This window comes from Sulfitobacter undariae, assembly GCF_014196805.1.
GTDB classification, from domain to species: domain Bacteria; phylum Pseudomonadota; class Alphaproteobacteria; order Rhodobacterales; family Rhodobacteraceae; genus Sulfitobacter; species Sulfitobacter undariae.
The window spans coordinates 93147-120059 of record NZ_JACIEI010000007.1 but is presented as its reverse complement, the minus strand read 5'-3'; the positions used below and the strand labels follow the sequence as shown (position 1 = coordinate 120059).

At 55.2% G+C, this 26913-nt stretch carries 30 protein-coding genes and 1 pseudogene; 22 read left to right on the top strand and 9 right to left on the bottom strand.

Annotated features, from left to right (window positions below; translation table 11 throughout):
* The first annotated feature begins 62 nt into the window (after positions 1-62).
* Entirely contained in the window at positions 63-1217 is a 1155-nt protein-coding gene (locus GGR95_RS11620; RefSeq protein WP_184565996.1) for a FliM/FliN family flagellar motor C-terminal domain-containing protein, read from the top strand.
* Between the two features lie 52 nt (positions 1218-1269).
* On the opposite strand, the gene GGR95_RS11615 is transcribed toward GGR95_RS11620, so the two are convergent.
* Together GGR95_RS11615 and GGR95_RS11610 are read right to left on the bottom strand one after the other, a co-directional pair.
* The gene (locus tag GGR95_RS11615) at positions 1270-1692 is read right to left on the bottom strand and encodes a protein tyrosine phosphatase family protein (RefSeq protein ID WP_184565994.1); all 423 of its coding nucleotides are present in this window, start codon (positions 1690-1692) and stop codon (positions 1270-1272) included.
* Positions 1693-1818: 126 nt separating this feature from the next.
* The gene (locus GGR95_RS11610; protein ID WP_184566055.1) at positions 1819-2058 is read right to left on the bottom strand and encodes a hypothetical protein; all 240 of its coding nucleotides are present in this window, start codon (positions 2056-2058) and stop codon (positions 1819-1821) included.
* Positions 2059-2173: 115 nt separating this feature from the next.
* Here GGR95_RS11610 and GGR95_RS11605 point away from each other — a divergent pair, with 115 nt between their 5' ends.
* From GGR95_RS11605 to GGR95_RS11590, 4 genes are all read left to right on the top strand, one after another.
* Entirely contained in the window at positions 2174-2464 is a 291-nt protein-coding gene (locus tag GGR95_RS11605) for a DUF2312 domain-containing protein (protein WP_184565992.1), read from the top strand.
* A 456-nt stretch (positions 2465-2920) separates the two neighbouring features.
* The gene (locus tag GGR95_RS11600) at positions 2921-4567 is read left to right on the top strand and encodes a BCCT family transporter (RefSeq protein WP_184565990.1); all 1647 of its coding nucleotides are present in this window, start codon (positions 2921-2923) and stop codon (positions 4565-4567) included.
* Positions 4568-4870: 303 nt separating this feature from the next.
* Positions 4871-6202 carry a trigger factor gene (gene tig, locus GGR95_RS11595; RefSeq protein WP_184565988.1) on the top strand — a complete coding sequence of 444 codons (1332 nt, stop codon included), beginning with the start codon at positions 4871-4873 and terminating at the stop codon, positions 6200-6202.
* A 125-nt stretch (positions 6203-6327) separates the two neighbouring features.
* Positions 6328-6711 carry a VOC family protein gene (locus tag GGR95_RS11590; protein ID WP_184565986.1) on the top strand — a complete coding sequence of 128 codons (384 nt, stop codon included), beginning with the start codon at positions 6328-6330 and terminating at the stop codon, positions 6709-6711.
* On the opposite strand, the gene GGR95_RS11585 is transcribed toward GGR95_RS11590, so the two are convergent.
* From GGR95_RS11585 to rpsF, 5 genes are all read right to left on the bottom strand, one after another.
* Positions 6708-7187 carry a transglycosylase SLT domain-containing protein gene (locus GGR95_RS11585; protein ID WP_184565984.1) on the bottom strand — a complete coding sequence of 160 codons (480 nt, stop codon included), beginning with the start codon at positions 7185-7187 and terminating at the stop codon, positions 6708-6710. The two genes, GGR95_RS11590 and GGR95_RS11585, sit on opposite strands and share 4 nt — an antisense overlap.
* A 111-nt stretch (positions 7188-7298) precedes the next feature.
* Positions 7299-7835, bottom strand: a complete 537-nt coding sequence (locus tag GGR95_RS11580) for an NADPH-dependent FMN reductase (protein ID WP_184565982.1) — start codon at positions 7833-7835, stop codon at positions 7299-7301.
* A 138-nt stretch (positions 7836-7973) separates the two neighbouring features.
* Positions 7974-8585, bottom strand: coding sequence for a 50S ribosomal protein L9 (rplI, locus tag GGR95_RS11575; RefSeq protein WP_184565980.1), 612 nt, complete (start codon positions 8583-8585; stop codon positions 7974-7976).
* Between the two features lie 12 nt (positions 8586-8597).
* Entirely contained in the window at positions 8598-8825 is a 228-nt protein-coding gene (rpsR, locus tag GGR95_RS11570) for a 30S ribosomal protein S18 (protein ID WP_184565978.1), read from the bottom strand.
* 28 nt (positions 8826-8853) lie between these two features.
* Positions 8854-9207, bottom strand: coding sequence for a 30S ribosomal protein S6 (gene rpsF / locus GGR95_RS11565; RefSeq protein ID WP_184565976.1), 354 nt, complete (start codon positions 9205-9207; stop codon positions 8854-8856).
* An 896-nt stretch (positions 9208-10103) separates the two neighbouring features.
* Here rpsF and GGR95_RS11560 point away from each other — a divergent pair.
* Positions 10104-11579 (top strand): multicopper oxidase family protein, encoded by a 1476-nt coding sequence (locus GGR95_RS11560; RefSeq protein WP_184565974.1) that lies wholly within the window; start codon positions 10104-10106, stop codon positions 11577-11579.
* A 55-nt stretch (positions 11580-11634) separates the two neighbouring features.
* Here GGR95_RS11560 and GGR95_RS19170 read toward each other — a convergent pair.
* Positions 11635-11788 (bottom strand): annotated as a pseudogene (locus GGR95_RS19170) (glutaredoxin); the annotation flags it as partial.
* Between the two features lie 407 nt (positions 11789-12195).
* On the opposite strand from GGR95_RS19170, the gene GGR95_RS11550 reads away from it, so the two are divergent.
* Both GGR95_RS11550 and GGR95_RS11545 read left to right on the top strand, forming a co-directional pair.
* Positions 12196-12684, top strand: a complete 489-nt coding sequence (locus GGR95_RS11550) for a hypothetical protein (protein WP_184565971.1) — start codon at positions 12196-12198, stop codon at positions 12682-12684.
* Between the two features lie 130 nt (positions 12685-12814).
* Positions 12815-13384 carry a YceI family protein gene (locus GGR95_RS11545; RefSeq protein WP_184565969.1) on the top strand — a complete coding sequence of 190 codons (570 nt, stop codon included), beginning with the start codon at positions 12815-12817 and terminating at the stop codon, positions 13382-13384.
* Between the two features lie 54 nt (positions 13385-13438).
* Here GGR95_RS11545 and GGR95_RS11540 read toward each other — a convergent pair whose 3' ends face one another.
* Positions 13439-14647: a cytochrome b/b6 domain-containing protein gene (locus GGR95_RS11540; protein WP_184565967.1), complete on the bottom strand. Its 1209-nt coding sequence runs from the start codon at positions 14645-14647 to the stop codon at positions 13439-13441.
* A gap of 142 nt (positions 14648-14789) precedes the next feature.
* Between GGR95_RS11540 and fabD the strand changes: the two genes are divergently transcribed.
* The 14 genes from fabD (at position 14790) to GGR95_RS11470 (ending at position 26894) form a co-directional block, all read left to right on the top strand.
* Positions 14790-15722, top strand: coding sequence for an ACP S-malonyltransferase (gene fabD, locus GGR95_RS11535; protein ID WP_184565965.1), 933 nt, complete (start codon positions 14790-14792; stop codon positions 15720-15722).
* 39 nt (positions 15723-15761) lie between these two features.
* The gene (fabG, locus tag GGR95_RS11530) at positions 15762-16499 is read left to right on the top strand and encodes a 3-oxoacyl-ACP reductase FabG (RefSeq protein ID WP_184565962.1); all 738 of its coding nucleotides are present in this window, start codon (positions 15762-15764) and stop codon (positions 16497-16499) included.
* A 204-nt stretch (positions 16500-16703) separates the two neighbouring features.
* Positions 16704-16937, top strand: coding sequence for an acyl carrier protein (locus GGR95_RS11525; protein WP_025044456.1), 234 nt, complete (start codon positions 16704-16706; stop codon positions 16935-16937).
* Between the two features lie 165 nt (positions 16938-17102).
* Positions 17103-17636 (top strand): GNAT family N-acetyltransferase, encoded by a 534-nt coding sequence (locus GGR95_RS11520; RefSeq protein ID WP_184565960.1) that lies wholly within the window; start codon positions 17103-17105, stop codon positions 17634-17636.
* A gap of 127 nt (positions 17637-17763) precedes the next feature.
* A complete protein-coding gene (gene fabF, locus GGR95_RS11515) occupies positions 17764-19023 on the top strand; it encodes a beta-ketoacyl-ACP synthase II (protein WP_184565958.1) in 1260 nt (419 codons plus the stop codon).
* Positions 19024-20208, top strand: a complete 1185-nt coding sequence (mltG, locus tag GGR95_RS11510) for an endolytic transglycosylase MltG (RefSeq protein WP_184565956.1) — start codon at positions 19024-19026, stop codon at positions 20206-20208.
* A gap of 415 nt (positions 20209-20623) precedes the next feature.
* Positions 20624-21994 carry a terminase large subunit domain-containing protein gene (locus tag GGR95_RS11505; RefSeq protein WP_184566054.1) on the top strand — a complete coding sequence of 457 codons (1371 nt, stop codon included), beginning with the start codon at positions 20624-20626 and terminating at the stop codon, positions 21992-21994.
* 175 nt (positions 21995-22169) lie between these two features.
* The gene (locus GGR95_RS11500; protein WP_184565954.1) at positions 22170-23342 is read left to right on the top strand and encodes a phage portal protein; all 1173 of its coding nucleotides are present in this window, start codon (positions 22170-22172) and stop codon (positions 23340-23342) included.
* The gene (locus GGR95_RS11495) at positions 23335-23562 is read left to right on the top strand and encodes a GTA head formation protein, RCAP_rcc01685 family (RefSeq protein WP_184565952.1); all 228 of its coding nucleotides are present in this window, start codon (positions 23335-23337) and stop codon (positions 23560-23562) included. Before GGR95_RS11500 ends, GGR95_RS11495 begins: the two co-directional genes overlap by 8 nt.
* Positions 23563-23583: 21 nt before the next feature.
* Positions 23584-24198 (top strand): HK97 family phage prohead protease, encoded by a 615-nt coding sequence (locus tag GGR95_RS11490; RefSeq protein WP_246423357.1) that lies wholly within the window; start codon positions 23584-23586, stop codon positions 24196-24198.
* A gap of 11 nt (positions 24199-24209) precedes the next feature.
* A complete protein-coding gene (locus GGR95_RS11485; RefSeq protein ID WP_184565950.1) occupies positions 24210-25379 on the top strand; it encodes a phage major capsid protein in 1170 nt (389 codons plus the stop codon).
* A gap of 173 nt (positions 25380-25552) precedes the next feature.
* Positions 25553-26152 carry a head-tail connector protein gene (locus GGR95_RS11480; protein WP_184565948.1) on the top strand — a complete coding sequence of 200 codons (600 nt, stop codon included), beginning with the start codon at positions 25553-25555 and terminating at the stop codon, positions 26150-26152.
* Positions 26149-26487, top strand: a complete 339-nt coding sequence (locus GGR95_RS11475) for a phage head closure protein (RefSeq protein WP_184565946.1) — start codon at positions 26149-26151, stop codon at positions 26485-26487. Before GGR95_RS11480 ends, GGR95_RS11475 begins: the two co-directional genes overlap by 4 nt.
* A complete protein-coding gene (locus GGR95_RS11470; RefSeq protein ID WP_184565944.1) occupies positions 26484-26894 on the top strand; it encodes a DUF3168 domain-containing protein in 411 nt (136 codons plus the stop codon). Before GGR95_RS11475 ends, GGR95_RS11470 begins: the two co-directional genes overlap by 4 nt.
* The last annotated feature ends 19 nt before the right edge of the window (positions 26895-26913 follow it).

Sequence of the window (26913 nt, the reverse complement as noted above, 5' to 3'; positions counted from 1 at the left end):
ATGCTGTGCCCGCAGGCGGCTGTCGGACGCCGCATGGCTGTTGCAAAGGGGTGATCGGAGATATGAGCGCGGAACAGACGGTATCACTGGTGCAGCGCAAAGCCCGTACGGAACGTGACGCACATGCTGCGCGTGCGATGTCTCTGGGGCGTGCCCTGCGGCTGACCGCTTCAAAACAGGCGGGATCCATGATGGATTTGGCGCTTGGCGTATTGGGGGTGACTCGGAAAACAGTGAGTGCGGCTGACCTGCCAGAGTATCTGGACCCAGAGGGGTTGATATTGTTGATGGACGGGGCGGGCACGCAAGTCGCTGCGGCAGTGTTCGACTCTGCCTTGGTGGCTGGGTTTATCCAACAACAAACCATGGGGCGCGTGACGCCTGTGTCTGGCACCGCAGACCAACGGGCGCATACGGCCACGGATGCCGCGCTTTGCGCGCCGTTTATTGAAACACTGTTGAGCCGCGCCGCCCTTCTGCCAGAAGAGGTTGCAGACCGTGAACTGTTAGAAGGGTACCGCTTTGGTGTCTGGGCGCAGGAACAACGCCAAGCGCAGCTGGCGTTGGATGCCCCCGAATATGAAGTGATTGAAATGATGCTGGATTTGGCGGCTGGCGCGAGAAATGGAAAATTGGTGCTGGTCTTGGCGGAACAGCAAAAGGCAGAGGAGCCCGAGGAGGAGGGTGAAAGCACGCCAAATGCAACATTGGGAAGCAAAAAACTGGTTCACAATGTGCTTGCGGTTCGCGCTGATCTGACGGTCGCGTTGACGCGGCTGACACTCCCATTAAGCCAGATCACGGCCTTCAAACCCGATGATGTTCTTGACCTAAACCTGTCCAGTATGACGCAGGCGTTGGTCGTTGACGCAAACGGAGAGATACTGAGCCGTGGTACATTGGGGCAGGTCGATGGGATGCGCGCACTACAGGTTGAGCCGCAAAAACGGCGTGAGCATTCTTTGGCACAACGTCGTGTCGAGGATAGAGCGGATCTGGACTTACCTCAGGTCACGGTGCAGCAGAATGATCAAAAATACGCCGCAGACAGGGCCGCAGTGTCGCCAGCCGAACCTGAGGTTTCGCCATTGGCGGATGTCGATATTTTTGGGGATTTGCCAGAGGAGGACACCAGCACGCAAACCGCAGTTGATGAATGGGATCGCGAAAACGATGCTGAAGAAGGCGAAGTGCAGCAAAAACAGGTGGTTTGGTAGTGTAAGGGCATCCTGATATTTCGGCGCGATCAAGATGCCCTTGAGGGAAATGCTATGGGGCGTGCTGTTCCAGATAGGGGCGCAGGTTGTCTAAATTGTAGCCGCCAGCCTGTGCTGCTGCCAGAATTGCATCGGCAGATTGCTCACCTGCTTGGCCCAGTGCCCAAGCGATGCATGACCGTGTACCAGATGCGCAATAGGCAAGTGTCACACCGTCCTGATCTGCGCCGATCTGCCGGTTTCGCGCGACAGTCTCTTCGTTCAGTGTCGCATGGGTGAGGGGCTGTGCAACAAACTCAAGTCCGGCAGCTTCAGCTGCTGATTGCATTGCAGCGGCAGCATGTGTTGGCGGCACTTCTTCGTCTGGTCGGTTACACAAGATGCGGGTGATACCCGCCTCTTTATAGGCCGTCATCAATTCAGGCGACAGTTGTGGGGCGACGTAATAGGTGGGGGTAATCTGTCTGATATCCATGGCGTTTTATTTTACTCCGAAGGGGCCTGTCCCTGAATTTTGGCGGGCAGGCGTGACACTTAACTGGTGCTGTATGTTGGCAAAATAGGGGCCGCCTATCGGGCCAAGTGTGACAGGAAAAGCTGATCAGGCGAGAAATATCCCGATGATAACAACCATCAAGCCGATGACGGATAAAAACAAAGCCCCAAGATTGAGCGGCATTACTTTTTTAAGCTCGGCACGCATGGCTTCGTCGTCCAATTGGGCGCGTTTGGCGCGGCTGACGCGAATGATGCAATACACAAGGCCCAGCAAACCCAGAAGGGATATAGCAGTACCTGCCCAGATAAGGGCGTCGAACGGGGAGGTGTGTGTGATTTCCATAGGCGAGGAATAGGATAATCCGAAGGCTACGGCAAGTGTGCCTTGCAGCAAGTGGGGGGGCAGGGTAGCAAGGCGCCTCACACCCTAATGATAGTGCAGTACCAAGGAGCAGCCCATGAGCGATTTCAGCACAAACCCCGCACCCGCCGAGGATCCAATCGGGGATGCAACCTACCGTGTCACCGCAAACGAGCTGCGCCAGTTCATCGAGCGGATCGAGCGTCTTGATGCCGAGAAAAAAGACTTGGCCGAGCAGCAAAAAGAAGTCATGGCAGAAGCCAAATCCCGTGGTTACGATACTAAAGTTATCCGCAAGGTGATCGCACTTCGCAAGCGCGAGCCAGATGACATCGCAGAAGAAGAAGCAGTGCTGGACATGTACAAAGAAGCTCTGGGAATGTCTTGAGGGCACTCTTAGTTCTTAATATCTAATGATAAAAATGCGGGCGTTGTGTTGCGCCCGCGTCTTGACTAAATTCAGATCCCTAGAAAACCGCATAGCGGCGCCCTGCGTTTATCGGCATGCTTTCGGTGCAGTATGTAAATTAACGTCTCACTTACATCCAATCAGCTTTGGGATAGGGCGATTGAGGGGAAACCACTCATCTGCCAATCGCTGCTGTCGACACGTCATGATGTAATTTCTTTCCGGTTCAACGCCGTAACCACACTGACCAATATTTTGGTGCCTATTGAGGCTGCTGCTAGGCGTGGGTCCGTTTCAAGGCGCATTGGCCAAAGGCCTGCCTGAGCGGACGAGAAATTAAACCAAAATATAGCAAAATGTTGATTGGTTTCATTCTTGAGTTACAACTGTTAGTTAATTTGTTCAACTTAAACAAGTAAAGCAGGAGGACAGTCTATGACTGAAGACAATGCCAATCAGGGCATTCCCGCGCCAGAAGGGGTGAGTGCGATCATCGATACTGACTATGAAATTGGTCAGAATAACGTTGACGGATCGGTGGGCCCTTTCGGCTTTGATATTCACAACCCGGTTTTTGCGATCTCGGGTATTGCTGTTGTGGCTTTTGTGTTTTTCACACTGGCCTTACCCGAAACTGCGGCATCCGCGTTTTCCGCGATGTTCAACTTTACGACAAAGAATTTTGATTGGTTTTTGATCGGCGCTGCCGATATTGTTGTGGTCTTTGCGCTATTGTTGATTGTATCTCCATTTGGCTCTGTCCGATTGGGCGGTGAAGACGCGGCACCTGACTATTCTTATATGGGTTGGTTTGCGATGTTGTTCGCGGCGGGCATGGGCATCGGATTGATGTTTTATGGTGTGTCCGAACCGTTGACGCATTTCTCGACCTCGCTGGGCGAGACTGCTTTGGGTGAAAATGGCCTGCGCAGTGACTGGGCACCCTTAGGGGCGGCGACAGGTAATGAGGCCGAGGCTGTGCGACTGGGCATGGCGGCTACGATTTATCACTGGGGGCTGCATCCTTGGGCGATTTACGCTGTTGTTGCTTTGGCATTGGCGTTGTTTAGCTATAACAAAGGCTTGCCTCTGACGATCCGCTCGGCGTTCTACCCGATCCTCGGGGACCGTGTTTGGGGCTGGCCCGGGCATGTGATCGACATCATCGCTGTGTTCGCAACGCTGTTTGGTCTGGCGACATCGCTGGGCTTGGGTGCGACGCAGGCCAATGCAGGTCTGAATGAATTGTTCGGAATGCCGGTAAACAAGACATCCGAAGTCATCCTGATTTCAATCATCACGGCGATTGCGTTGGTTTCGGTTATTCGCGGCCTGGATGGCGGCGTTAAGATCCTGAGCGAAATCAACATGGGTCTTGCTGGCCTTTTGGCGGTCTTTACCCTTGTTGTGGGGCCTACGGCGTTCTTGTTCGCTTTCTTCTGGGACAGCCTTGTCGCTTATGTTGAATATCTGCCAGCGCTTGCTAATCCGTTTGGCCGTGAGGATGTGAACTTTTCTCAGGGTTGGACAGCCTTCTATTGGGCGTGGTGGATCAGCTGGTCGCCTTTTGTGGGGATGTTCATCGCACGTGTATCGCGGGGCCGTACGGTTCGTGAATTCATGATCTGTGTCTTGCTGATCCCCAGCATGGTCTGTGTGATGTGGATGTCCATCTTTGGTGGCACTGCAATTCATCAGGTATTGGCTGACGGATATACAGGCGCACAAGAAGCGGGGCTGCCGCTTCAACTGTTCAAAATGTTGGGAGAGCTTCCGCTGGCCTCGATCACCTCGTTTATCGGGATTGTTCTTGTCATTGTGTTCTTTGTGACATCGTCTGATTCTGGATCGCTGGTGATTGATACGATTACGGCGGGCGGTAAGGTTGACGCGCCAATGCCGCAGCGTGTGTTCTGGTGTCTGTTTGAAGGTGCAGTGGCGATTGCATTGCTGATCGGTGGTGGCCTTGCAGCGCTACAATCCATGGTGATTTCGACAGGGTTGTTGTTCACTGTGGTGCTTTTGCTGATGTGCTGGTGCATTTTCCGCGGATTGCAAAGTGAGCGGGCCAAACTGAAGTAAGGTTCTAACGAATTGAATAAGGAAAGCCCCGACGCGTGATGTGTCGGGGCTTTTCATTTTAAGGCGGTGGATTTTGCGATGCGCTGTGCTTGGAATTCTAACATATCTAATATACTGTTTTGTTTGCGCAAATACATGTTCCGATTTGAGGGCTGTTGCCTTGATTGGATTTTCGACATGTTATCTGCGCGTCTACAAAGCTAGGTCTTTTGAAACGGTGCTTGCACGTAGGTCGCAGCACCCATAGAAGAACACAAATTTTCTGCCCGCGCGTTATGCGCGGCCAAACTCTATGGAGCACACATGCAGGTCAAAGAGACGCTTAACGAAGGTCTGAAACGCGGCTATACAATCAACATCACAGCAGCCGAGCTGGATGTGAAAGTTGATGAAAAGCTGAAAGAAGCCCAGTCCGAAGTCGAGATGAAGGGTTTCCGTAAAGGTAAAGTACCAATGGCGCTGCTGAAAAAGCAGTTTGGTCCAAAGGTTCTGGGCGAAGCGATGCAAGAAGCCGTTGATGGCGCGATGAACGACCATTTTGAGTCGACCGGTGACCGTCCTGCGATGCAGCCTGACGTTAAAATGACCAACGATGACTGGAAAGAGGGCGACGACGTCGAAGTCGAAATGTCCTACGAAAAGCTGCCAGCGATTCCAGACGTTGACCTGAGCAAAATCTCTCTTGAGAAAATGGTTGTTAAAGCAGACGAAGCTTCCATTGATGAAGCTCTGGCATCTTTGGCTGAAACAGCTCAAGATTTCAAAGCGCGCAAAAAAGGCTCCAAAGCCAAAGACGGTGATCAAATCGTTCTGGACTTTGTTGGTAAAGTTGACGGCGAAGCCTTTGAAGGTGGCGCGGCAGAAGATTACCCGCTGGTACTCGGCTCCAACTCTTTCATCCCCGGTTTTGAAGAGCAGCTGGTTGGCGTGAAAGCCGAAGAAGAAAAAGACGTCACAGTGAACTTCCCTGATGAATATCAGGCAGAGCACCTTGCCGGCAAAGAGGCTGTTTTCTCTTGCACCATCAAAGAAGTTAAAGAGCCTGTAGCGGCTGAAATTAACGACGAGATGGCGAAGAAATTCGGTGCCGAAGACCTTGCTGCGCTGAAAGTGCAGATTGGTGAGCGTCTGGAAGCCGAATATGTTGGCGCGTCCCGCGCTGTCATGAAGCGCGGTCTGCTCGACGCGCTGGACGGTCTGGTTGACTTTGATCTGCCACCTTCCTTGCTGGATGCAGAAGCAGGCCAGATTGCGCACCAGCTGTGGCATGAAGATAACCCAGAAGTCGAAGGCCACGATCACCCCGAGATCGAAACCACAGACGAGCACAAGAAACTGGCCGCACGTCGCGTTCGTTTGGGCCTGTTGTTGGCCGAACTGGGACAGAAAGCCGAAGTGGAAGTCACTGACGCAGAAATGACCCAAGCGATCATGAACCAAGCGCGCCAGTACCCGGGTCAGGAACGTCAGTTCTTTGAGTTCGTGCAGCAAAACCAGCAGATGCAACAGCAGATGCGTGCGCCGATCTTTGAAGACAAAGTTGTCGACTATGTGTTTGAGCAAGCCACTGTTGCAGAGAAAGAAGTCTCTAAAGACGATCTGCAAAAGGCTGTTGAAGCACTGGAAGAAGAATAAACCACTTCCCCTTTTAGGGAATGGTCGGGCCGCTCTGGAAGCAGGGCGGCCCTTTTTGTGCTGCTGACGGGTTGTGTCAGTAGGGGCTGATACATCTTTCCTTATCAGCTTGAGGGAGATTTCAGATGATTGACCATACCGGTTACAGCGTTACAGATTTTGACAAATCAAAAGCATTTTTTGATGCGGCTTTTGCGCCTTTGGGCATCACGTTTATGATGATGGCCCCGCCAGAGCACACCAAAGGCGTCAAGGTCGGGAGTTTTGGCACGGATCGGCCAAGGTTCTGGCTGAATGAGGGGGCCGCTATGACGCCACCTGTGCATATTGCCTTTGAGGCAGCGGACCGTGCCGCTGTAGACGCGTTCTATGCGGCTGGATTGGCTGCTGGCGGGCGTGATAACGGCGCTCCGGGGCCGCGGCCACATTACCACCCTGATTATTACGGTGCGTTTCTGTTGGACCCTGATGGCAACAACGTGGAGGCGGTTTGCCACACGGCGTCTTAGGCAGGGCGCAGGCCGGTCTCTACTAACATGCCACGGCGTTTGGCCTCATAGTAATAGCCGCGCGCATACCATTGGATGGCGGTTGCTTGATCGCCATCTGACAACAGCCACGCGCCGCGCAGGTATTTGCCAGCGTATTTAAGGTTGGTATCGGCGTCTAATAGATCGCTAGGTTTTCCACGAAAGCCCATGGTGCGGGCGGTCTGGGGCAGGATTTGCAGCAGGCCATAATACGGGCCATTGCGGGCCGCTGGGTTGTGGGTGCTTTCGCGGATGGCGAGGCGGTGCACAAGGCTGCGGGGGATTTCATAGTGATCTGCCCAGCGGTTGATGCTGGCGCGCAATTCACGTGTCTCATTCGGGTATAGGGGCAGGGCGCTTTTTGCTCTGGGCGTTTCAGATGGGCTTGCGGCGCAAGCTGCGAGGCCGCTGCTGGCCGCAAGGATCATAAAGGTGCGGCGGGGCAAACGGGCCATTGGGTGTCCTACATCGTTTGATTTTGGGGGACGTTAGTCCGAAAACGTATTCGGCTACAACAATGGAGCGCATCAGTGGCGAGCTTCCGCGTATCGCGGGTCATCTTTTGGTCACCCCATTTGTGACTTTAGGTAGCTTGCAAAGCCATTCAGAAATTTTGTGATATCTGTGCAATTGGGCGATTGATGCACCGCATGCGAGATATCTTCGGGCGCAACATTCATGAGCTTGAGGCGAAGGAAATGCTGAGGAGTGAACCCATCGCTGACGGTGGAAAGAACAAGCCTCAGTTGGGCCAGCATGTCATCTCCTCGATGCGAAGCATGCATTAACGCGATTGGTTTTCCAATGATTTCGTCTCGTGAGACGAGCCAGTCAATTGCATTTTTTAGCCCACCAGGAATCGCTCTGACATATTCGGGACTGGAAATGATGATCCCATCGTTTTCTTTGATCATGGTTATCAGGTTGTTCACAGATTCTGGCAGTGGCTCAACTTCGGCATCTGGATTAAAGACTGGTAGGCTAGCAAGATCGGAATAGACGTTTATTGTCATTCCATTGCTGGCGAGTTGTGCAACCGCATTGAGCATCGCTGTATTGGTTGAGGCCGCACGGGTGCTGCCAGATATGGCGAGAATTTTCATATACGATTTCTACAACAGGTACTTGGGCTGCTCAATGGCGCTGATAATTTGACACAAGCTGCATCGAACAACAAAAAAACGCCGCGCAAATGCGCGGCGTTTCTATGTGTCAAAGCCAGTAAAGGCTTTGGCGATAGCTTAAGCTTCTTCGTCTGCAGCTGCGGCAGGCGCTTCTGCATCGTCATCGTCGGACGCGGCGGAGCCGAGATCGTCAAACAGTTCGGAAATCTCGAATTCTGCTGCGGCTTCTTCTTCCGCTGCGAGTTCTTGAATGGATTTACCGGCTGCTTGCAATTCAGCTTCTTCAGGTGAACGTGCAACGTTCATCTCGATTGTCGCTTCAACCTCTGGGTGAAGAATAACCTTCACTTCGTGGATGCCCAAGTATTTGATAGGCGCGATCAAAACGACCTGCTTGCGGTCAACGGTGAAGCCTTCGGCAGTTGCGGCATCGGATGCGTCACGTGTTGTAACGGAACCGTAAAGCGCGCCTGCGTCGGAAGCGGAACGAATCACAACGAACTGCTGGCCACCAAGACGTTCGGCCATTGCTTCGGCTTCTGCTTTGGTTTCGAGGTTCTGTGCTTCGAGCTGTGCTTTCTGACCTTCAAAAGCTTCGATGTTTGCTTTGGAGGCGGTCAGAGCTTTTTGCTGTGGCAGCAAGAAGTTGCGTGCATGGCCTGGCTTAACGTCAACGACGTCACCCATTTGGCCCAGTTTCGCAACACGTTGGAGAAGGATAACTTTCATGATCTCTGCTCCTTAGTTTACAGCATAGGGCAGCAGGGCGAGGAAGCGGGCGCGTTTGATGGCACGGGCCAATTCACGCTGCTTTTTCGCAGATACTGCGGTGATACGGGAAGGCACGATTTTGCCACGCTCGGAGATGTAGCGTTGCAGAAGACGTGTGTCTTTGTAGTCGATCGCCGGAGCGTTATCACCCGAGAAGGGGCACACTTTGCGACGGCGGAAAAATGGTTTTGCAGCCATGGTTTAGGTCCTTTTTCTCAAGCCAAAATCAGCGACGTTCACGGCGCTCTGGGCGCTCGTCACGTTTTTGCATCTGAACCGATGGCAGCTCTTTGTGCGCATCAACTTTGATGGTCAGAACACGCATAACATCGTCGTGCAGACGCATCAGGCGTTCCATCTCTTGCACGGCAGTTGCCGGTGCATCAGAGCGCAAGAAGGCATAGTGGCCTTTGCGGTTCTTGTTGATTTTATAGGCCATCGTTTTGACGCCCCAGTACTCGCTATCCACGAGTGCTCCGCCGTTGTCGGACAGAACTGTACCAAAATGTTCGATGAGGCCTTCGGCTTGTGTATTGGACAAGTCCTGACGCGCGATCATCACATGCTCATATAGCGGCATGTTTGCTCCACTTATTTCAAGGCGCATTTCATAGGCAGGGCAATGATCCTTTGCGGCCCCACCACGAGAGTCTGCGCGGTTTAATCGTCTTACAAAGGAAGCACCGCATATACACCGTTTTGGGCGTGGCGCAAGCGGGGATGTCGTTGTTTGGGTGATGTGGCGTCTTCATGCATGTTGGACGACAATGGACTTTCAGCTTTGCGTCAACAACTTTCTTAATTGAAACAAGCTGTAGATCTGGCCCTTAATATTGATTCTGAATCTCATGCAGAGTGCTGCTATCGCGGTCAGGCAAATGCCTTCAACAATTACTTGGGTTTTGAACGGGGTTTTTGGCAACGTTAGTCGAGGTGGTTTGCGGCTGTGCCAAGAACAAGCGTTTAAGGCGTGCGCTGCGAAGGTTGGTTGAAACCTTAGATCGTTGTACTATTGACCAATATACCATAGGTTATGGGGCATACTACCGACGGAACCGATGACACATTATTTTTTTACCTTCCTACTGCTGGTTTCCGTCGCTTTGTTCGGCTCCCCGCCGCATGCGGCAATGGCCGAGTCCTCACAAGTAATGTCGGTCACGTGTCACACTCAAAAAACCACTATGCACGATGACGCAATGGCGAGTGGACATGGCGGGTCGTGTGAGCAAGCTATGACTGGAGCATGTGCAATTGCCTGCATGGGGTCAATTGCCACTTGGCTCACGGCCTCCGTACAGACCCCGTTTGCATTGCAGCCTTCCGCGCTTCGTATCCCAATGTCTCGCATTTTGCGTGGATGGTCGGGGGAAACCGCTGATCGGCCTCCACAGTCTGTTTGAACGTTTGACTGGCGGGGCCAAATAACGGCTCCAAAGTGATGCACCCCTCAGCGGGGTATAATGGAATTTTACGATGAAACATGATCTAACACGCCGCGGCTTTTTGGCTGCATCAACAGCTATGGCTGCAACAACTGCCTTGCCGCACAGGGGCTTTGCACAAGGCTCGCCACTTTCTCTAACCGCGACGACGCGCGTGATCGAGGTGAATGGCCGTGCTGCCACGGTTATGGGCATAACAAATGGGGCCGGAAAACAAGGACTGGTGCTTGATCCCGGTCAGAGATTTCAGGTGGACCTGACCAATGCTCTGGATGAGGAAACCATTATCCATTGGCACGGGCAAATTCCCCCCAATGTGCAAGATGGTGTGCCTAACCTGCCGATGCCGATGCTAACACCCGGTGAAATGCGCAGCTACGATTATGCGACCTTGCCCGGCACGTTTTGGATGCACAGCCATGTGCCTGTCCAAGAGATGAGCCTTCTCGCTGCGCCGCTGATCGTGAGACGGCCAGAGGATTTGACTGCGGATCGGCAAGAGGTCGTGATGTTCTTGCATGATTTCGCGTTTAAACCTGCTGAGGAGGTCTTGGCCGAGATCACAAACGGGGCCGCACAGCATGATATGAGCAGTATGGGCGAGCAAAGCGACATGGCGGGTATGGATCATTCCGGCATGGACATGTCGGCGATGATGGAAGGTGGGCAGATGAACATGGGCGGGATGGCCATGGACCTGAACGACTTTGATTTCGACGCCTATCTTGCCAATGACCGCACGCTTGCCGACCCAGAGGTGATCGCGGTTGAACCTAAGGGGCGCATCTTGCTGCGGGTGATCAATGCCTCTGCGGCGACAGTATTTTGGATCGATACGGGCGGTGTGGCTGCGCGGCTTGTGGCGGTGGATGGCCATCCTGTGGAGCCGATGGCGGGCACACGTTTTGGCATAGCAATGGCGCAGCGGCTTGATTTGGAAATTGATCTGCCGGGTGCAGGGGGCTTCCCTATACTTGCATTGCGCGAAGGCGCACGCGAACGCACGGGCCTTATTCTTGCGACCAAAGGCGCAGAAATACGTCGGATCGAAGATCTTGGAGAAACTGAAAGCGACGCGTTTGATATTGATCTGGCACAGGAGGTTTCACTTCGGGCGGCGACAGCCCCGCTCGCGCCGCGCCCGGTGGATCGCTCTCATATGATCATGCTGGGCGGCACAATGCAGCCCTACGTTTGGACGATCAACGGACAGGTTTGGGGCAGTCACATCCCAATCATCGCCACCTCAGGCGAGAGAGTACATCTGACATTCCACAACATGTCGATGATGGGACATCCGATACATTTACACGGGCATGTGTTTCAGGTGGTGAATGTGAACGGGCGTGCCATTAACGGCGCTTTCCGCGACACGGTCTATGTCCCGCCGATGGCGATGGTTACGGTTGCGTTGGATGCGGGCGAGGCCGCGCGCTGGATGCTACATTGCCACCACATGCCGCACCTCTCCACCGGCATGATGACAGAATTTGCCGTTACAGCCTGATATAAACACTAACTGAGTCAGGCTGGCGGGATATCCTACCCCGTCAGCCTGATTTTCACATCGTCGCAAGCATCCAGACGGCGATACCGATCATCATCAGGTTTTCTGTCAGCGACACAAAGCCAAGCGGCACCTTGTTGTTACCCCCCGACACATGCGCATTTCAGTTCACGCTTGTCGATATAGACAGCCTTGAACGCATCCACTGCGTCGCGGCTGGTCAGGTGTTGGTCATCAATAACATACCCCTGACGCTCCAACAGAACCTTGGATTTCATCCCGTAAGGGCACATGTGATCCGTCATCACCATCCGGTAAAGTGTGGCTTCCCTAAAACGAGTTCACTTACCCCCTCCCAAAACCACCCTTTTTGGAAGGGCCCAGCGTACCGGACTTAGCTGCACGCACGCCGATAGTCTGGCTTGGGCTTGAGAGGCTTGATGTTTTGGCCAATATTACTTGACGCCGTCCATGAATAGGATTCAGAAAATTCGCAAAGCTGGGTCAGAAATGGGCTACATTCAATACGCCATTCGCCCAGACCATGCCCACTGTGTGCCCTGTTTTGGTCCAGATTGCAGTGCACAAACTGTTTCAGACAGTAGGAGAGCAGCCCATGACAATAGCAACCGATTTTAAATTCGAACGGCCTTCGGCGTCAACGTCCGTGCAGGTTTTGGATGGATCTCGGTTTCTTGGGCGTGTTGCATTCCGTTTTAGCGCAATAAGTTTCGCGCTGATCACTGTACTCATCTGGCTAGCCCCCGGCGCATCGTGGGAAAGTGACGTGATGTTGTTCAAACTGGCGCTGAGTATTTTCTCGGGTTTGGTGGCTGTTGGGTGCTGGCAATCTGCGACGCCACCTGTCGCGCCGACGGTCGAGTTGGACATCGCGCGCGCTGAGGTGCGTTTGGTCTGTGAAGAGTCTGGAAGGCGAGTGATTAAAAGTTGCAGCTTTGCGGATTTACAGAGTGCCGAGTTAAATGGCCGTAGCATTTCCTTTTGGGAAGCGGGGGGGCAGTTTCTGGCGCAGGTAACTTTGAGCAATGCGACAGCACATGCTCATTTACTTCACGCTTTGCGCACGGCCGGCAAGCTCGACTAAGCCACACAAGTTTTAGGTCACATACTTGTGTGTTCATCTACGCGCAGCCCATGTTTGGTGGTGCGGAGTTTGATTATGTCGAAGAACACACCATTTAGGTGGGATGTTTAATCTTATCCGGAGTGTTCCTATGAAATCCCTCGTACTTGCCGCTTTGCTTTCAGCTACTGCTTCCATGAGCATGGCCGCAGATAAATACACCCTTGATTCCAGCCACAGCCAGGTGGTGTTCACTTATAATCACCTTGGCTATTCTACGACGACAGGCATGTTTTCGGGATTTGAGGGCGAGATCATGTTTGATCAGGAAAACCCTGAAAATTCTTCGGTAAGTGTCTCCATGCCGACAAAATCCATGTTCACAGGTTGGGAAGAGCGTGACACGCACTTCATGACGGATGATTTCTTTGGTGCCACTGACGAGGACATGATTACATTCACCTCAACGGCGATCGAAGTGACGGGCGAAAATACTGCCAACATCACGGGTGATCTGACCATGAATGACATCACCAAATCTGTGGTTCTTGATGCCAAGCTGAACCAGACGGGCGATCACCCGATGCAGGGCAAGCCTTGGGCAGGGTTTGATGCCACTACAACTTTGCTGCGGTCTGAATTTGGTGTGGATAAATTCGCGCCCTTCGTCGGTGATGAAGTCCAAGTGAAGATTTCTCTGGAAGCGATGAAAGCTGAATAAGCTCTTCTAGATTGTGAAGATTTGGCCGCGGGGAGGAAGCTCCCCGCGGCTTTTTTATTCCGCGGGTGTGCGGCTGGCTGTCAGGTCGATGGTGACGCCTACGTTAAAACCAAGCGAGCTTTCATCCGCCATATTATCCCCGATACCAAAGCTGCGTCTGTCAAGCGCAAGGTCAGCTTGCATGCGGGTGCTTTGCGCATCTGTGGTTAGGGTGAACGGGAAGGACAGCGGCATGGTTTGGCCTTTTAGGGTCAGCGTGCCTTGGGCTATCAGGCCGTCGGCGGCGATGATGTCTGCCTTAAAGATTGCCGTTTGGAACTGCGTCGCATCGAAATAGTCAGGCCCCATGGCCTGATCCGTGACGGACCCCAGAGTGAGCGAGCCGATGGCGATGGTGACCTCGACCATGCCCGCTGTGCCTTGGGTGATTTCAGGATCATAGCTGATGTTTGCTGTCCAATCGTTGAAGCTGCCTTGAACAACCGATCCGAATTGCGTGACCCCGATGCTGATGGTGCCAGTCTGGACGGTCCAGTCGGATGAAACTGCCGCCAGTTGCGCAGATTGAACTGTAGGTGCGGTGCTGTGACTGCCGTAGACACCAAAACTGCCACCAGCGGCGAGTGCTATTGCCCAAAGGGCTATGGCGGCAAAGAAAGGTGTTGCGCTGTGGCGGGCAGCGGGCAGGTGCCCCAGATCAGGGGCACCGTTGATCATTCTACGCAATGTCGCATCTTTATCCACCACCTGATGTTTCAGCGCGCCTGCGATGTGCAAGATAAGCGAGATAATCATCACCTTGCCAAAGACCCAATGCACACCGCCTGCAAAGGCGGCGACTGTTTCGGATTTTGGCACCATGGGCAGGTCTTGGCCCAAGGGCCACCAGATTGGCGCGAATCCGGTTGTGGCGGCGTGATGTACCCAGCCCGACAAAGGCACCAGCACAAGCGAACTATAAAGCAGCCAGTGAACGGTCTCTGCGGCGAGAGTTTCCAGTTTGCGTTTCGGGTGCAAGGGGGCTGGTTTGGTCTGGGTCATGGCCCAGAGGATGCGCAGCAAAGCCACAAGAAACACGCCGATCCCAAGGGTTTTATGGAGTGAAAACAGCCACGCTTTGCGGGTCAACTGTTCGGAGGTGTCAAAGGGCATATCGGCGGCCATGATGCCTACTGGAATAAGGGTGAGGATCAGCAAAGCCGTGAGCCAGTGAAAGCAGCGGGTGACGCTGCCGTAGGTGGTGTTGGTATTGGAACGGGCCATGAGTTACTCCGAGAATTGGCGTTCTCCCCTATCTACGCAAAGCGGGTTTCAGGGCAATGATCGTTTACGCAGGGGCATTGTGCGCTCTTGTGAGAAGGGGCATGTTTGGATACAACATCTTGCAAATATTAAAGGGTTTATCATGAGCACAGCATTCGTTTTTCCTGGTCAGGGCGCGCAAACCATCGGTATGGGGCGTGATCTGGCAGAGGCTTATCCGGCGGCGAAGGCCGTTTTTGATGAAGTAGATGACGCTTTGGGTGAGAAGCTGAGTGCGTTGATTTGGGACGGCGATATCGAGACGCTGACGCTGACCGAAAATGCGCAACCTGCTTTGATGGCCACATCCATGGCGGCGATGCGGGCGTTGGAAGCCGAAGGTATCGACGTGACACGCGCCTCTTTTGTGGCAGGACATAGCTTGGGCGAATACTCGGCGCTTTGCGCGGCAGGTGTATTTACGCTGGCTGATACGGCGCGTTTGCTGCGGACGCGCGGCCGTGCAATGCAATCGGCGGTTCCAGTCGGGCAGGGCGCAATGGCGGCTATTCTGGGTTTGTCGGCTGATGATGTGACGGCATTGGCAGCCGAGGCCGCTGGCGATGATATCTGCCAGTTGGCGAATGAAAACGACCCGACGCAGAATGTAATTTCAGGTAGTAAAGCGGCTGTTGAACGGGCGATTGATATGGCCAAAGGCAAAGGCGCAAAACGTGCATTGCCGCTGCCTGTTTCTGCACCGTTCCATTGCGCGTTGATGCAGCCTGCGGCAGATGAAATGGCACGGGCTTTGGCCGATGTCACGCTTGCTGATCCAACGGTTCCTTTGGTGGCCAACGTGCTGGCGGCGAGTGTCAGCACTGCGGACCCGATTGCGCAGTTGCTTGTGGATCAGGTGACAGGCCGCGTGCGCTGGCGTTCCTCGGTGGAGTGGATGGTAGAGCAAGGTGTGACCGAGTTTTGGGAAATTGGCGCGGGCAAGGCGCTATCTGGTATGATCCGCCGCATCCACAAAGACGCAGTTTTGCGTAATGTTGGCGTGGCGGCAGATGTAAAAGCGGCAGTTGAAGCGTAATAGACGCTCGCAAATGCACGAATTGAGAAGGAAGAGTAAATGTTTGATCTGACAGGTAAAAATGCATTGGTGACGGGTGCATCGGGGGGCATTGGTGCGGATATCGCACGGGCCTTGCATGCGCAGGGGGCCAGTGTTGGCCTGTCTGGCACGCGCACAGAGCCACTGGAAGCCTTGGCCGCCGAGTTAGGTGAGCGTGCCTATGTGCTGCCGTGTAACCTGAGCGATATGGAGGCCGTTAAGGCGCTGCCTAAACAAGCTGCCGAGGCGATGGGGTCGGTTGATATTCTGGTCAACAATGCGGGAATCACCCGCGACAATCTGTTTATGCGGATGTCGGATGATGAATGGCAATCGGTGCTGGACGTGAACCTGACCGCGACTTTCCAGCTGTGCAAAGGCGTGATGCGCGGCATGATGAAGGCGCGTTGGGGACGGATTGTGAACATCTCAAGCATCGTGGGCGCCACGGGAAATCCGGGTCAGGCGAATTACGCGGCGTCCAAGGCAGGTTTGATCGGCATGTCCAAGAGTTTGGCATATGAAGTGGCCAGCAGGGGAATCACTGTGAATGCTGTTGCCCCCGGATTTATTGCGACTGCGATGACAGATAAGCTGACTGATGATCAAAAAACGGGAATCATGGGGCAAATTCCTGCGGGTCGTATGGGCACGCCTGATGAGATCGCCAGCGCCGTTGTTTATCTGGCCAGCAGTGAATCCGCCTATATTACAGGGGCTACCTTGCATGTGAATGGTGGTATGGCCATGTTGTAGAACGCTGGCGAAAGCGTTTGCGAACCTTGCATCATATGCTAAAGGGAGCGCAGAATACCCAGACGGGCGCTTGATGTGACCCGCGCCTTGTGCGAGCAAGGAGAACGAGCCGCCCCTGTCAGGGGGCACCTTCTGCCTCTTTCAACTCTGAAAGTGGTAGAAACCCTAAAGGGGCGACAGAGCCCGATGAATGAGGACTAAACTATGAGCGACGTTGCAGACCGCGTTAAAAAAATCGTTGTTGAGCACCTTGGTGTTGAAGAAGATAAAGTTGTCGAAAACGCTTCGTTTATCGACGATTTGGGTGCAGACAGCCTCGACACAGTTGAGCTGGTAATGGCATTCGAAGAAGAGTTCGGCATCGAGATCCCTGATGACGCAGCCGAAAACATCCAGACTTTTGGTGATGCGGTTAAGTTCATCAGCGAAGCTTCCTAATTAAGCTTCTGTCCGGGTTCGCTCGGCGATAAAATTCTTGAACGGCGCTTAGATCTGCGGATCGGCGCCGTTTTTGATTCTATGATGCCTTTTGTCTTGTGCGCATCAGGCGGTACTGCAAGTTTGCTTTTATGCCCTTACGCCTAAAAGAAAGTAACGCGCTGCATGTCTCGCACCATTCCAACCATCAATACGTCTACTGTAACGCTACGCGGCATGCGTCGGGAAGATTTTCCGCGTTTTGCAGAAATCTGGGAAACCCGGGAGGTCGTGGCGCATATCACGGGGGTGCCGCGGGCGCGTGCGCTGAGTTGGGATTCGTTTTTGCGCAATGCGGGGCATTGGCAGATTGCGGGATTTGGCCAATGGGGTATTCAGGTGCATGGGCAGCCTGATATTGCAGGGCACACGGGTTTTTTCTTTGGTTCACGAGGGCTTGGGGATGATTTTGATCCTTATCCCGAGGCCGGATGGGTTCTGGCCCCTGAATATCAGGGCAAAGGCTATGGCCGTGATGCAGCGTCTGCTGCGCATGATTGGTTTGACCGCATCGTGGCGGGGCGCACTGTTTGTATGATTGCGCCCGAAAACGAGACTTCGCTGCGGGTGGCAGAGCGGTTGGGGTATACGCCGCTGCGCGAAGCGGAGGTTGAGGGGGGGCAAGTGATCTTGCTGACGCGCAAAGGGCCACCAGTCTAAAGTGCGCCTGTACGTTCGGGTATGGACGATGGGGGTATTCCCGCCAGTGTGAACCCAAAGACTTGAACAATGACATGCCCACAAGGTATAGCCGTGCCAATTAGGAATACACCAAAGGGCAGAGCATATGCGCAGAGTGGTCGTTACGGGATTGGGCTTGGTTACACCGTTGGCAGACGGGGTCGAAGAAAGCTGGAAACGAATTTTGGACTGCCAGTCTGGCGCAGGACCGATCACAGGTTTTGATGCAAGCCGGTGCGTAACGCAATACGCCTGCGAAGTTCCTTTGGGAGATGGCACGGACGGGACGTTTAACGCAGATACTTATATGGCCCCAAAGGACCAGCGTAAGGTCGATACGTTTATCCTTTTTGGCATGGCTGCGGCGCAGCAGGCTGTGGAAGATTCAGGCTGGATGCCCGAGGATAACGAGAGCCTTGAGCGCACTGGCGTTTTGATCGGTTCGGGTATCGGTGGGTTGAATTCCATCGCGAATACCGCTGTGATGATGGCCGAGAAGGGCCCCAAGCGGGTCAGCCCGTTCTTTGTCCCGGGCGCGTTGATCAACCTGATCTCGGGTCAGGTGTCGATCAAATATGGCTATAAAGGGCCGAACCACTCTGTTGTGACGGCGTGCTCTACGGGGGCGCATGCGATTGGCGATGCGAGCCGCTTGATCCAGCACGGTGATGCGGATGTGATGATTGCAGGCGGCGCAGAAGCCGCAATCTGTGAAATTGGCATTGCGGGTTTCAACGCATGTAAAGCGCTGAGCACCAAAGGCGGTGATGATCCTCAGAAAGCCAGCCGCCCCTATGACATTGACCGTGACGGTTTTGTTATGGGCGAAGGTGCGGGTATTGTGGTGCTGGAAGAGTATGAGCACGCCAAGGCGCGCGGTGCCAAGATTTATGCAGAAGTGATTGGCTATGGCCTGTCGGGCGACGCGTACCACATCACAGCGCCTTCCGAGAACGGCGAAGGGGGCGAGCGCTCTATGCGGGCGGCGCTGCGCGGTGCGGGGCTGGAGCCCAAAGACATCGACTATATCAACGCGCATGGGACCTCGACCATGGCCGACACCATCGAGTTGGGCGCGGTTGAGCGGATGATGGGCGAGCATGCGGGCAAGGTCACCATGTCTTCGACCAAATCAGCCACGGGCCACCTGTTGGGCGCTGCGGGCGCGATTGAGGCGATTTTCTCAATCCTTGCGATCCGCGATCAGATTGCGCCACCGACCATCAACCTTGATAACGTCGCGGTTGAGACCAAAATTGATCTGGCCGCAAATGCACCAGTGAAACGTGAAATCAAAGTCGCACTGAGCAATTCCTTTGGCTTTGGCGGCACAAACGCGAGCGTGTTGTTCGGGAAGGTTGATTAAATGTGGCGCCATGTTGCGGCTAATGCATTTACCTTCCTCATCGTCGGATTGTTTCTGGTCGGCGGGCTGATCGTCTGGGGTAAAGGCCAGTATGATGAGCCCGGCCCTTTGTCGCAGGCGATCTGTGTGCAAGTGCCCAGCGGGAGCAACATGCGCCGTGTCAGCCAGAACTTGGCTGACCAAGGGGCTGTCAGCTCGGCCTCTATTTTCCGTATTGGTGCGGATTATGAGGACAAGACTGGCAGTCTGAAGGCGGGTAGCTTTCTGATCGAGCCTGAAGTCTCGATGAAAGAAATCGTGGATGTGATCACCCGTGGCGGTGCAAGCACCTGCGGGACCGAAATTGTGTACCGTGTGGGTGTGACCCGTGTGAGTGTGCAAGTGCGTGAGTTGGACCCTGCGACGAACCGTTTTGCGGAATTGGCTCAATTTGACCAAGGCGCGGAAGAGGTGCCAGCGGCCTACACCGAAACCCGTGACAAAGCGGACGTGCGGTTTCGCGTTGCTGTGGCTGAGGGTGTGACCAGCTGGCAGGTTGTGAATGCGCTGAGTGGCATGGATATCATGGAAGGTGACGTGGCCGAAACGCCTGCGGAAGGTTCACTTGCGCCTGATAGCTACGAAGTGCGCAAAGGGGATGACCGCATGGCGTTGATCACGCGGATGCAGGCGGCGCAAGAGACGCTGCTGGCTGCTGCGTGGGAAGCGCGGGATGAGGATTTGCCGATCAACAGCCCCGAAGAACTTCTGATCCTTGCGTCTATCGTGGAAAAGGAAACGGGCGTTGCAGAAGAACGGCGTCAGGTGGCGAGTGTGTTTGTGAACCGTTTGAACCAAGGGATGCGTCTACAGACGGACCCTACGGTGATTTACGGCATCACAAATGGCGAGGGTGTCTTGGGGCGTGGTCTGCGGCGTAGTGAATTGCGTGGCGAGACGGCTTACAACACCTATGTGATCCCTGCCTTGCCTCCTACGCCAATTGCCAACCCCGGACGCGCCAGCCTGATGGCAGCGGCACAACCTGATGAGACGCCCTACATCTTCTTTGTTGCGGATGGGACAGGGGGGCACGCGTTTGCTGTGTCTTTGGACGATCATAACCGCAACGTGGCTGAGTGGCGCAAGATTGAAGCCGAGCGCGGCGCGGCGGCGGCTGGTAATGCTTCGACGGGCGGTGACTAAGCCTGTTGCCCGCGCGGTGCTGTGAGCCTGCGTTAACATATCATCGGTAAACCAGATCCCATGCTAGGAGATTTGGGGAACGGCCCTGACACCTCGTCGGGGCCGTTTTTTCATGTCTTTCGATTGGAGGTATCCAAGCGAAAGGACCGATTAAATATGACTACTCAACCGGTGCCACAGCTGGACGAGTTGGCGGAAGCAGAGGCGATGTTCGCCTCGGTTCACCGTTCGCTCGCCGAGTTACGAGAAGCCTTAGAAAGCCTGAAACAACAGGCAATATCCGGAGAGGAAATTGATGCAACCGCAACGACAAAAACTGTTAGCCAACTTTCGGAGGCAGTTGCGCGTTGCCAGAAAGCGGGATTGATCTTGTATGACTGCCGAAACAAACAAGCCGGAATTGCGCGAGGGGGATATGCCCTCGACTTCGACAAAGCGCGGGCTGATATCGGGTGCAAGCTTGATCGGCTCCGCTGTGCCATCGGTTCAGGAGAGTTTCTTGAATGAGCTGGATGAGGGGGAGCTTCGTGCTCTCCCTTACTTATTCGATTTTTGGGCTATGCCGCATCAACTGCCTCCTGAGGGGCTTTGGCGGTCGTGGGTCATCATGGGCGGGCGCGGTGCGGGCAAGACCCGTGCAGGTGCTGAATGGGTGCGTAGCGTGGTTGAGGGATCACGGCCTTTGGACAAGGGCCAGTGTGCCCGCGTGGCGCTGGTGGGCGAAACCATCGAGCAGGTGCGCGAGGTAATGATTTTTGGCGATAGCGGCATATTGGCCTGTTCGCCAGCAGACAGGCGACCTGATTGGGAGGCGACGCGGAAACGTCTGGTCTGGCCCAATGGTGCAATTGCGACGGTCCATTCAGCGCATGACCCCGAAGGGTTGCGGGGGCCGCAGTTTGATGCGGCTTGGGTGGATGAAATTGCGAAGTGGAAGAAAGCGCAAGAGGCGTGGGATATGCTGCAATTTGCGCTGAGGTTGGGGGATCAGCCGCAGGTCTGTGTGACGACCACCCCGCGCAATGTTGGAGTGTTAAAGGCGTTATTGGCGTCGCCTTCGACAGTGGTGACCCATGCGCCAACAGAGGCGAACCGCGCAAATCTGGCGGCCTCGTTTCTGGAGGAGGTGCGGGCGCGGTATCGCGGGACGCGGCTGGGGCGGCAGGAGTTGGACGGCGTGTTGCTGGCCGATGCCGAGGGGGCGCTGTGGACTAGTGAGATGTTGGAAGGGTGCCGCGTGCGGGAGATGCCTGCGTTGGACCGAATTGTAGTGGCTGTGGACCCAGCGACAACTTCGGGAAATTCTTCGGATGAGTGCGGGATTGTCGTGGCGGGGGTGCAGTGCAGTGGCCCGCCGCAGGAGTGGCGGGCGTTTGTGTTGGCGGATTGCACGGTTGCGGGCATGGGGCCCAGTGGTTGGGCGCGGGCGGCGATCAGCGCCATGGAGCGATTTGGTGCAGACCGGTTGGTGGCGGAAGTTAATCAGGGTGGGCAGATGGTGCAGGAGGTGATCCGGCAGGTAGACCCGCTGGTGCCCTATAAGGGGGTACATGCCACTCGAGGTAAAGTGGCGCGGGCGGAGCCCGTGGCGGCATTGTACGAACAAGGACGGGTGAGCCATATGACTCAGCTGGACGATCTGGAGGACCAGATGTGCCGGATGACACGGCAAGGGTATGAAGGTGGCGGATCGCCTGACCGTGTGGATGCGCTGGTTTGGGCGTTACATGAGTTGATGATTGAGCCAGCGGCGAAGTGGCGGCAGCCGGGAGTGAGGTCCCTTTGAGTGGGCATTTTTGGGGGATGAATAGAGGGGGGGGCTTTGGCCTCCCTTTTGGTGTTTTAGGGTGTTGCGTGCGCAGCGTGCGCAGTGGTCCCGTAGAGTTAATTCTTTGATGAGAGATTGTTTCTCAGAGGCGGCCAAGTAGCGGGGTTGCCACGGGACTGGGATAGGAGAAGCATTGGTGTTTGATTTTCTAAAGCGCGGAGTGGCTGAGGTGGATGAGGCCAAAGCGTCAGCGACGGGGCGTGTTGTGGCGATGCAATCCTCGGGGCGTGTGGCATGGAGCCCGCGTGACACGGTGTCTTTGACGCAGACGGGTTTTGCGGGAAATCCTGTCGGGTTTCGGTCGGTTAAATTGATTGCAGAGGCGGCAGCGGCGTTGCCTTTGGTGTGTCAAGATGCGTGCCAGCGGTTTGATGCGCATCCTGTACTGGGGTTGATTGCACGACCCAACGGCGCACAGGGGCGGGCCGAATTGTTGGAGGCACTTTATGCGCAGTTGCTCCTGTCTGGCGATGGTTATGTTGAGGCTGTAGGCGGCGAGTCTGGGCTGCCGTTGGAGTTGCATGTGCTGCGCTCTGACCGGATGTCTGTTGTGCCTGGTGCGGATGGCTGGCCTGTGGCCTATGAGTATGCGGTTGGCGGACGCAAGCATCGTTTTGATGCCGCGCAGGCGCAGGCGATTTGCCATGTGCGCAATTTCCACCCTCAGGATGATCATTACGGGTTTAGCCCGATGCAAGCGGCGGCCACGGCGGTGGATGTACATAACTCGGCATCACGGTGGAGCAAGGCGTTGCTGGATAATGCTGCGCGGCCATCGGGGGCGATTATCTATAAGGGGGCGGATGGTCAGGGCGCGATGACGAATGACCAATACGAGCGTTTGGTGAGTGAGATGGAGAGCCATCATCAAGGCGCGCGCAATGCAGGCAGGCCGATGTTGCTGGAGGGGGGATTGGATTGGAAGCCGATGGGGTTTTCGCCCTCAGACATGGAATTCCAGAAGACCAAAGAAGCGGCGGCACGAGAGATTGCATTGGCATTTGGTGTGCCGCCGATGTTGATCGGGATTCAGGGTGATGCCACCTATGCGAATTACCAAGAGGCGCACCGTGCATTTTACCGGCTGACGGTGCTGCCTTTGGCCACGCGGGTCACAACGGTTCTGGCGCATTGGTTGTCCGGGTTTACGGGTGAATTGGTTGAGCTGAAGCCTGATTTGGATCAGGTGCCTGCACTATCGGCCGAGCGTGATGCGCAATGGGCGCGGGTGGCTGGTGCCGATTTCCTGACCGATGCAGAAAAGCGTGCGTTGCTGGGCCTGCCTGTGGTGGCGGCGGATGAATGAGCATCCCAGTGAGCGATTTCAATGTGCGCCAGGGATGCGGTTGCAGGCGCATGAGCGAGTGAGCGCAATCCATTTTGATAATCTGGCCAAGCGGTTGGACCGGATTGAGCTGATGATGGAGCGGCTGGAAAAACGCCTTTGGCTGACGGTTTACGGGGTTGCGGCGGTGATACTGGCGCAGGCGGTTCAGTCCTTTTTGGTGGTGGTGCCTGCGGGCTAAGGGACAAAACAGGAGAGTTTCATGACTATGATTGAAAATAACTTCGCGCATGTCGCGGAGAACGGGAGCGGTTTCCCTGCGTTAGAGCGCAAGTTCATGCAGTTCGACGAGGTTGCAAAGGTTGAAGGCGGCGTTGAGATCAAAGGCTATGCCAGTTTCTTTGATGCCGTCGATCAGGGCAATGATGTGGTGCAACGGGGCGCATATGGCGCGAGTTTGATGGCGTTGAAGGCGGCGGGGCGTGGCGTGAAAATGTTGTGGCAGCATGATCCTGCACAGCCGATTGGCGTCTGGGATGAGGTGCGTGAGGATACGCGTGGTCTGTTTGTCAAAGGCCGCATCCTGCAATCGGTTGCGAAGGGCTGTGAGGCGATTGCGCTGATTGAAGCGGGGGCGATTGATGGTCTGTCGATCGGCTACCGCACTGTGAAATCTAGTAAGAACACCAAGGGCCAGCGGCTCTTGCAGGAACTGGAGCTTTGGGAAGTGTCTTTGGTGACCTTTCCGATGCTGCCCAGTGCGCGGGTGGGGGCAAAGGCGGACGGGTTTGTGCGCCTTGGAGACGTCCTGCGTGACATGGCGGGGATATTTGATGCGGCATCAGCCGAGATCACCCCCGCGCGACAGCAACCATAGGGGAACGCAAGATGAGCGATACCGAACAAAATGCCGTGGAGCTTTCTCCGGCCGAGGATGTGCGGCGGGCCGTGACGGGCTTTGTCACGCAATTCAAAGGCTTTCAGGCCGAAATCGAAACGAAAATTCAACAAACAGAAGAGCGAATGACCATGCTGGATCGTAAAACAATGACTGCTGTGCGTACACCTTTGGCAGGAGCAGCAGACGCGGGTGCGCCGCATAAAAAGGCATTCAACGCCTATGTGCGTTCGGGGGACGATGACGGGCTGCGTGGATTGCATTTGGAAGGCAAAGCCTTGTCTACGGCGGTGAATTCCGACGGCGGCTATTTGGTGGACCCGCAGACATCTGACACGGTGAAATCCGTTCTCAATACCACGGCGTCTATTCGTGCAATTGCCACGGTGGTGAACGTGGAAGCGACGTCTTATGACGTGCTGGTAGATCATACGGATGTGGGGGCAGGCTGGGCCACGGAAACCTCCACCATTGGTGAAAGTGACACGCCGCAGATTGACCGTATTACGGTGCAGTTACATGAACTAAGTGCGCTGCCGAAAGCCTCGCAACGCCTGCTGGATGATGCGGCTTTTGACATTGAGGGCTGGTTGGCGGGCCGTATCGCGGACAAGTTTGCACGTGCCGAGGCAGGGGCGTTTATCAACGGTGATGGTGTCGACAAGCCCAAGGGCTTTCTGGCGCATGCGTCTGTGGATAATGATGTCTGGGTCTGGGGCAATCTGGGGTATGTGCCGACGGGCGTGTCCGGGGACATCACACCTGATGCCATCGTTGATGTTGTCTATGCGCTGGGGGCGCAATACCGTGCCAACGCCAGCTTTGTGATGAACTCAAAGACCGCAGGCATGGTGCGCAAGCTGAAAGATATGGATGGCCGTTTCTTGTGGTCGGATGGGCTGGCGGCGGGCGAACCAGCGCGTCTGATGGGGTATCCTGTGTTGATTGCCGAAGACATGCCCGATGCGGGTGCGGGCACAATGGCGATGGCCTTTGGCGATTTTGCGGCTGGTTACACCATTGCCGAGCGCCCTGATCTGCGCATTTTGCGTGATCCCTTCAGCGCCAAACCCCACGTCCTGTTCTATGCGACCAAACGTGTGGGCGGCGATGTGAGCGATTTCGCAGCGATCAAGTTGTTGAAATTCGGCACTTCGTAAAAACGGGTGCTGATGCCAGAGCGGGGGAACCTGTTCTGGCGGCGCACGCGTCTGTTTTTTGTTGGCATTGTCTAGCTGCTCCCCTCCGACCGAGCAATGCCAATGGTGGTGCGTGCGCCTGCAAGGGGATGTGGATGCCGGGAGTTCGAGAGAAGTTTAAGAGAGGCTTTGGGATGTTGATTTCAGAAACAAATCTGCCGGATGCAGTACTGCCGGTTGAGGCGCTCAAGGCGCATCTGCGTATGGGAACCGGATTTGCGGCAGATACTTTGCAAGATGCCGTTTTGGGGAGTTTTTTACGTGCATCAATGGCGGCGGTAGAGGCGCGCACGGGGAAGGTTTTGCTTGAAAGAGAGTTCACGTTGAGTGTGTCTTCTTTGCGTAATGCTGCTGCTTTGCCGCTGACGGTGGCCCCTGTGAGCGTGGTTTCGCGGGTGCAATTGGTGGGCCGATATGGCGGTGTGCAGGATGTGAATGACAGCGTTTATTGGCTGGAACGGGACATGCAAAACCCGCAATTGCGCGCCACGGCTGCATGTTTACCTGGACCAGAAACAGGCGGGGAGTTGCGGGTCCGTTTCTGGGCTGGTTACGGGGCGGAATGGGCAGATGTGCCTGATGACATGCAGCAGGCAGTGTTGATGCTGGCCGCGCATTATTACGAATATCGCCATGACACGGCACTGGGTACCGGCTGTATGCCGTTTGGTGTGACAGCGTTGATTGAGCGGTTCCGCCCGCTGCGTTTGGGCCGTAGCGGAGCGGTATCATGAGTGCGCCACGACTGAACCGTCAGATGGTGCTGGAAGCACCGGAAACGGTGAGTGACGGTGCAGGTGGGTTCACGCAGGGGTGGGTTCCGCTTGGGATGATTTGGGCCGAGGTGTCGCCGCGCAGTGGGCGGGAGATGGCACAGAACGGGGCTGCGGTGAGCCGTATGAGCTATCGCATTATCGTGCGTGCGGCCCCTGTGGGGGACGAGCAGCGACCCGCAGCACAACAAAGGTTTCGGGAAGGTAGCCGGATTTTCAACATTGATGCAGTGGCTGAGCACGGCATGGGCGGGCGCTACCTTCAGTGCTGGGCGCAAGAGGAGCAGGTGGTATGAGCTATGCAGTTTCAGGGGCGCTTCAGGCGGCGGTTTTCACAGCGTTGACGGGGGATGCAACACTGGCGTCGTTGGTGGGCAGTGCCATCTATGATGCGGTTCCAGCGGGTATCGTGCCTGACATCCATGTTCGGCTGGGTACCGAAACTGTGCGCGAGGCATCAGATGGCAGCGGCGCGGGCGCAGTGCATTTTTTGACGGTTTCAGTGGTCACCAGTAACCCCGGGTTCGGTACCGCCAAAGCGGCGGCAACTGCGGTGAGCGATGTTTTACACGAAGCGGATCTGACCCTGACGCGCGGTAGATTGGTGTCCCTCAGGTTCGAGCGGGCAACAGCACGGCGCATTGATGCGGCCAGTGCACGGCAGATTGATTTGCGGTTTCGCGCACGGGTTCAAGACGATTAATTTTCAACGCCTTCGGGCA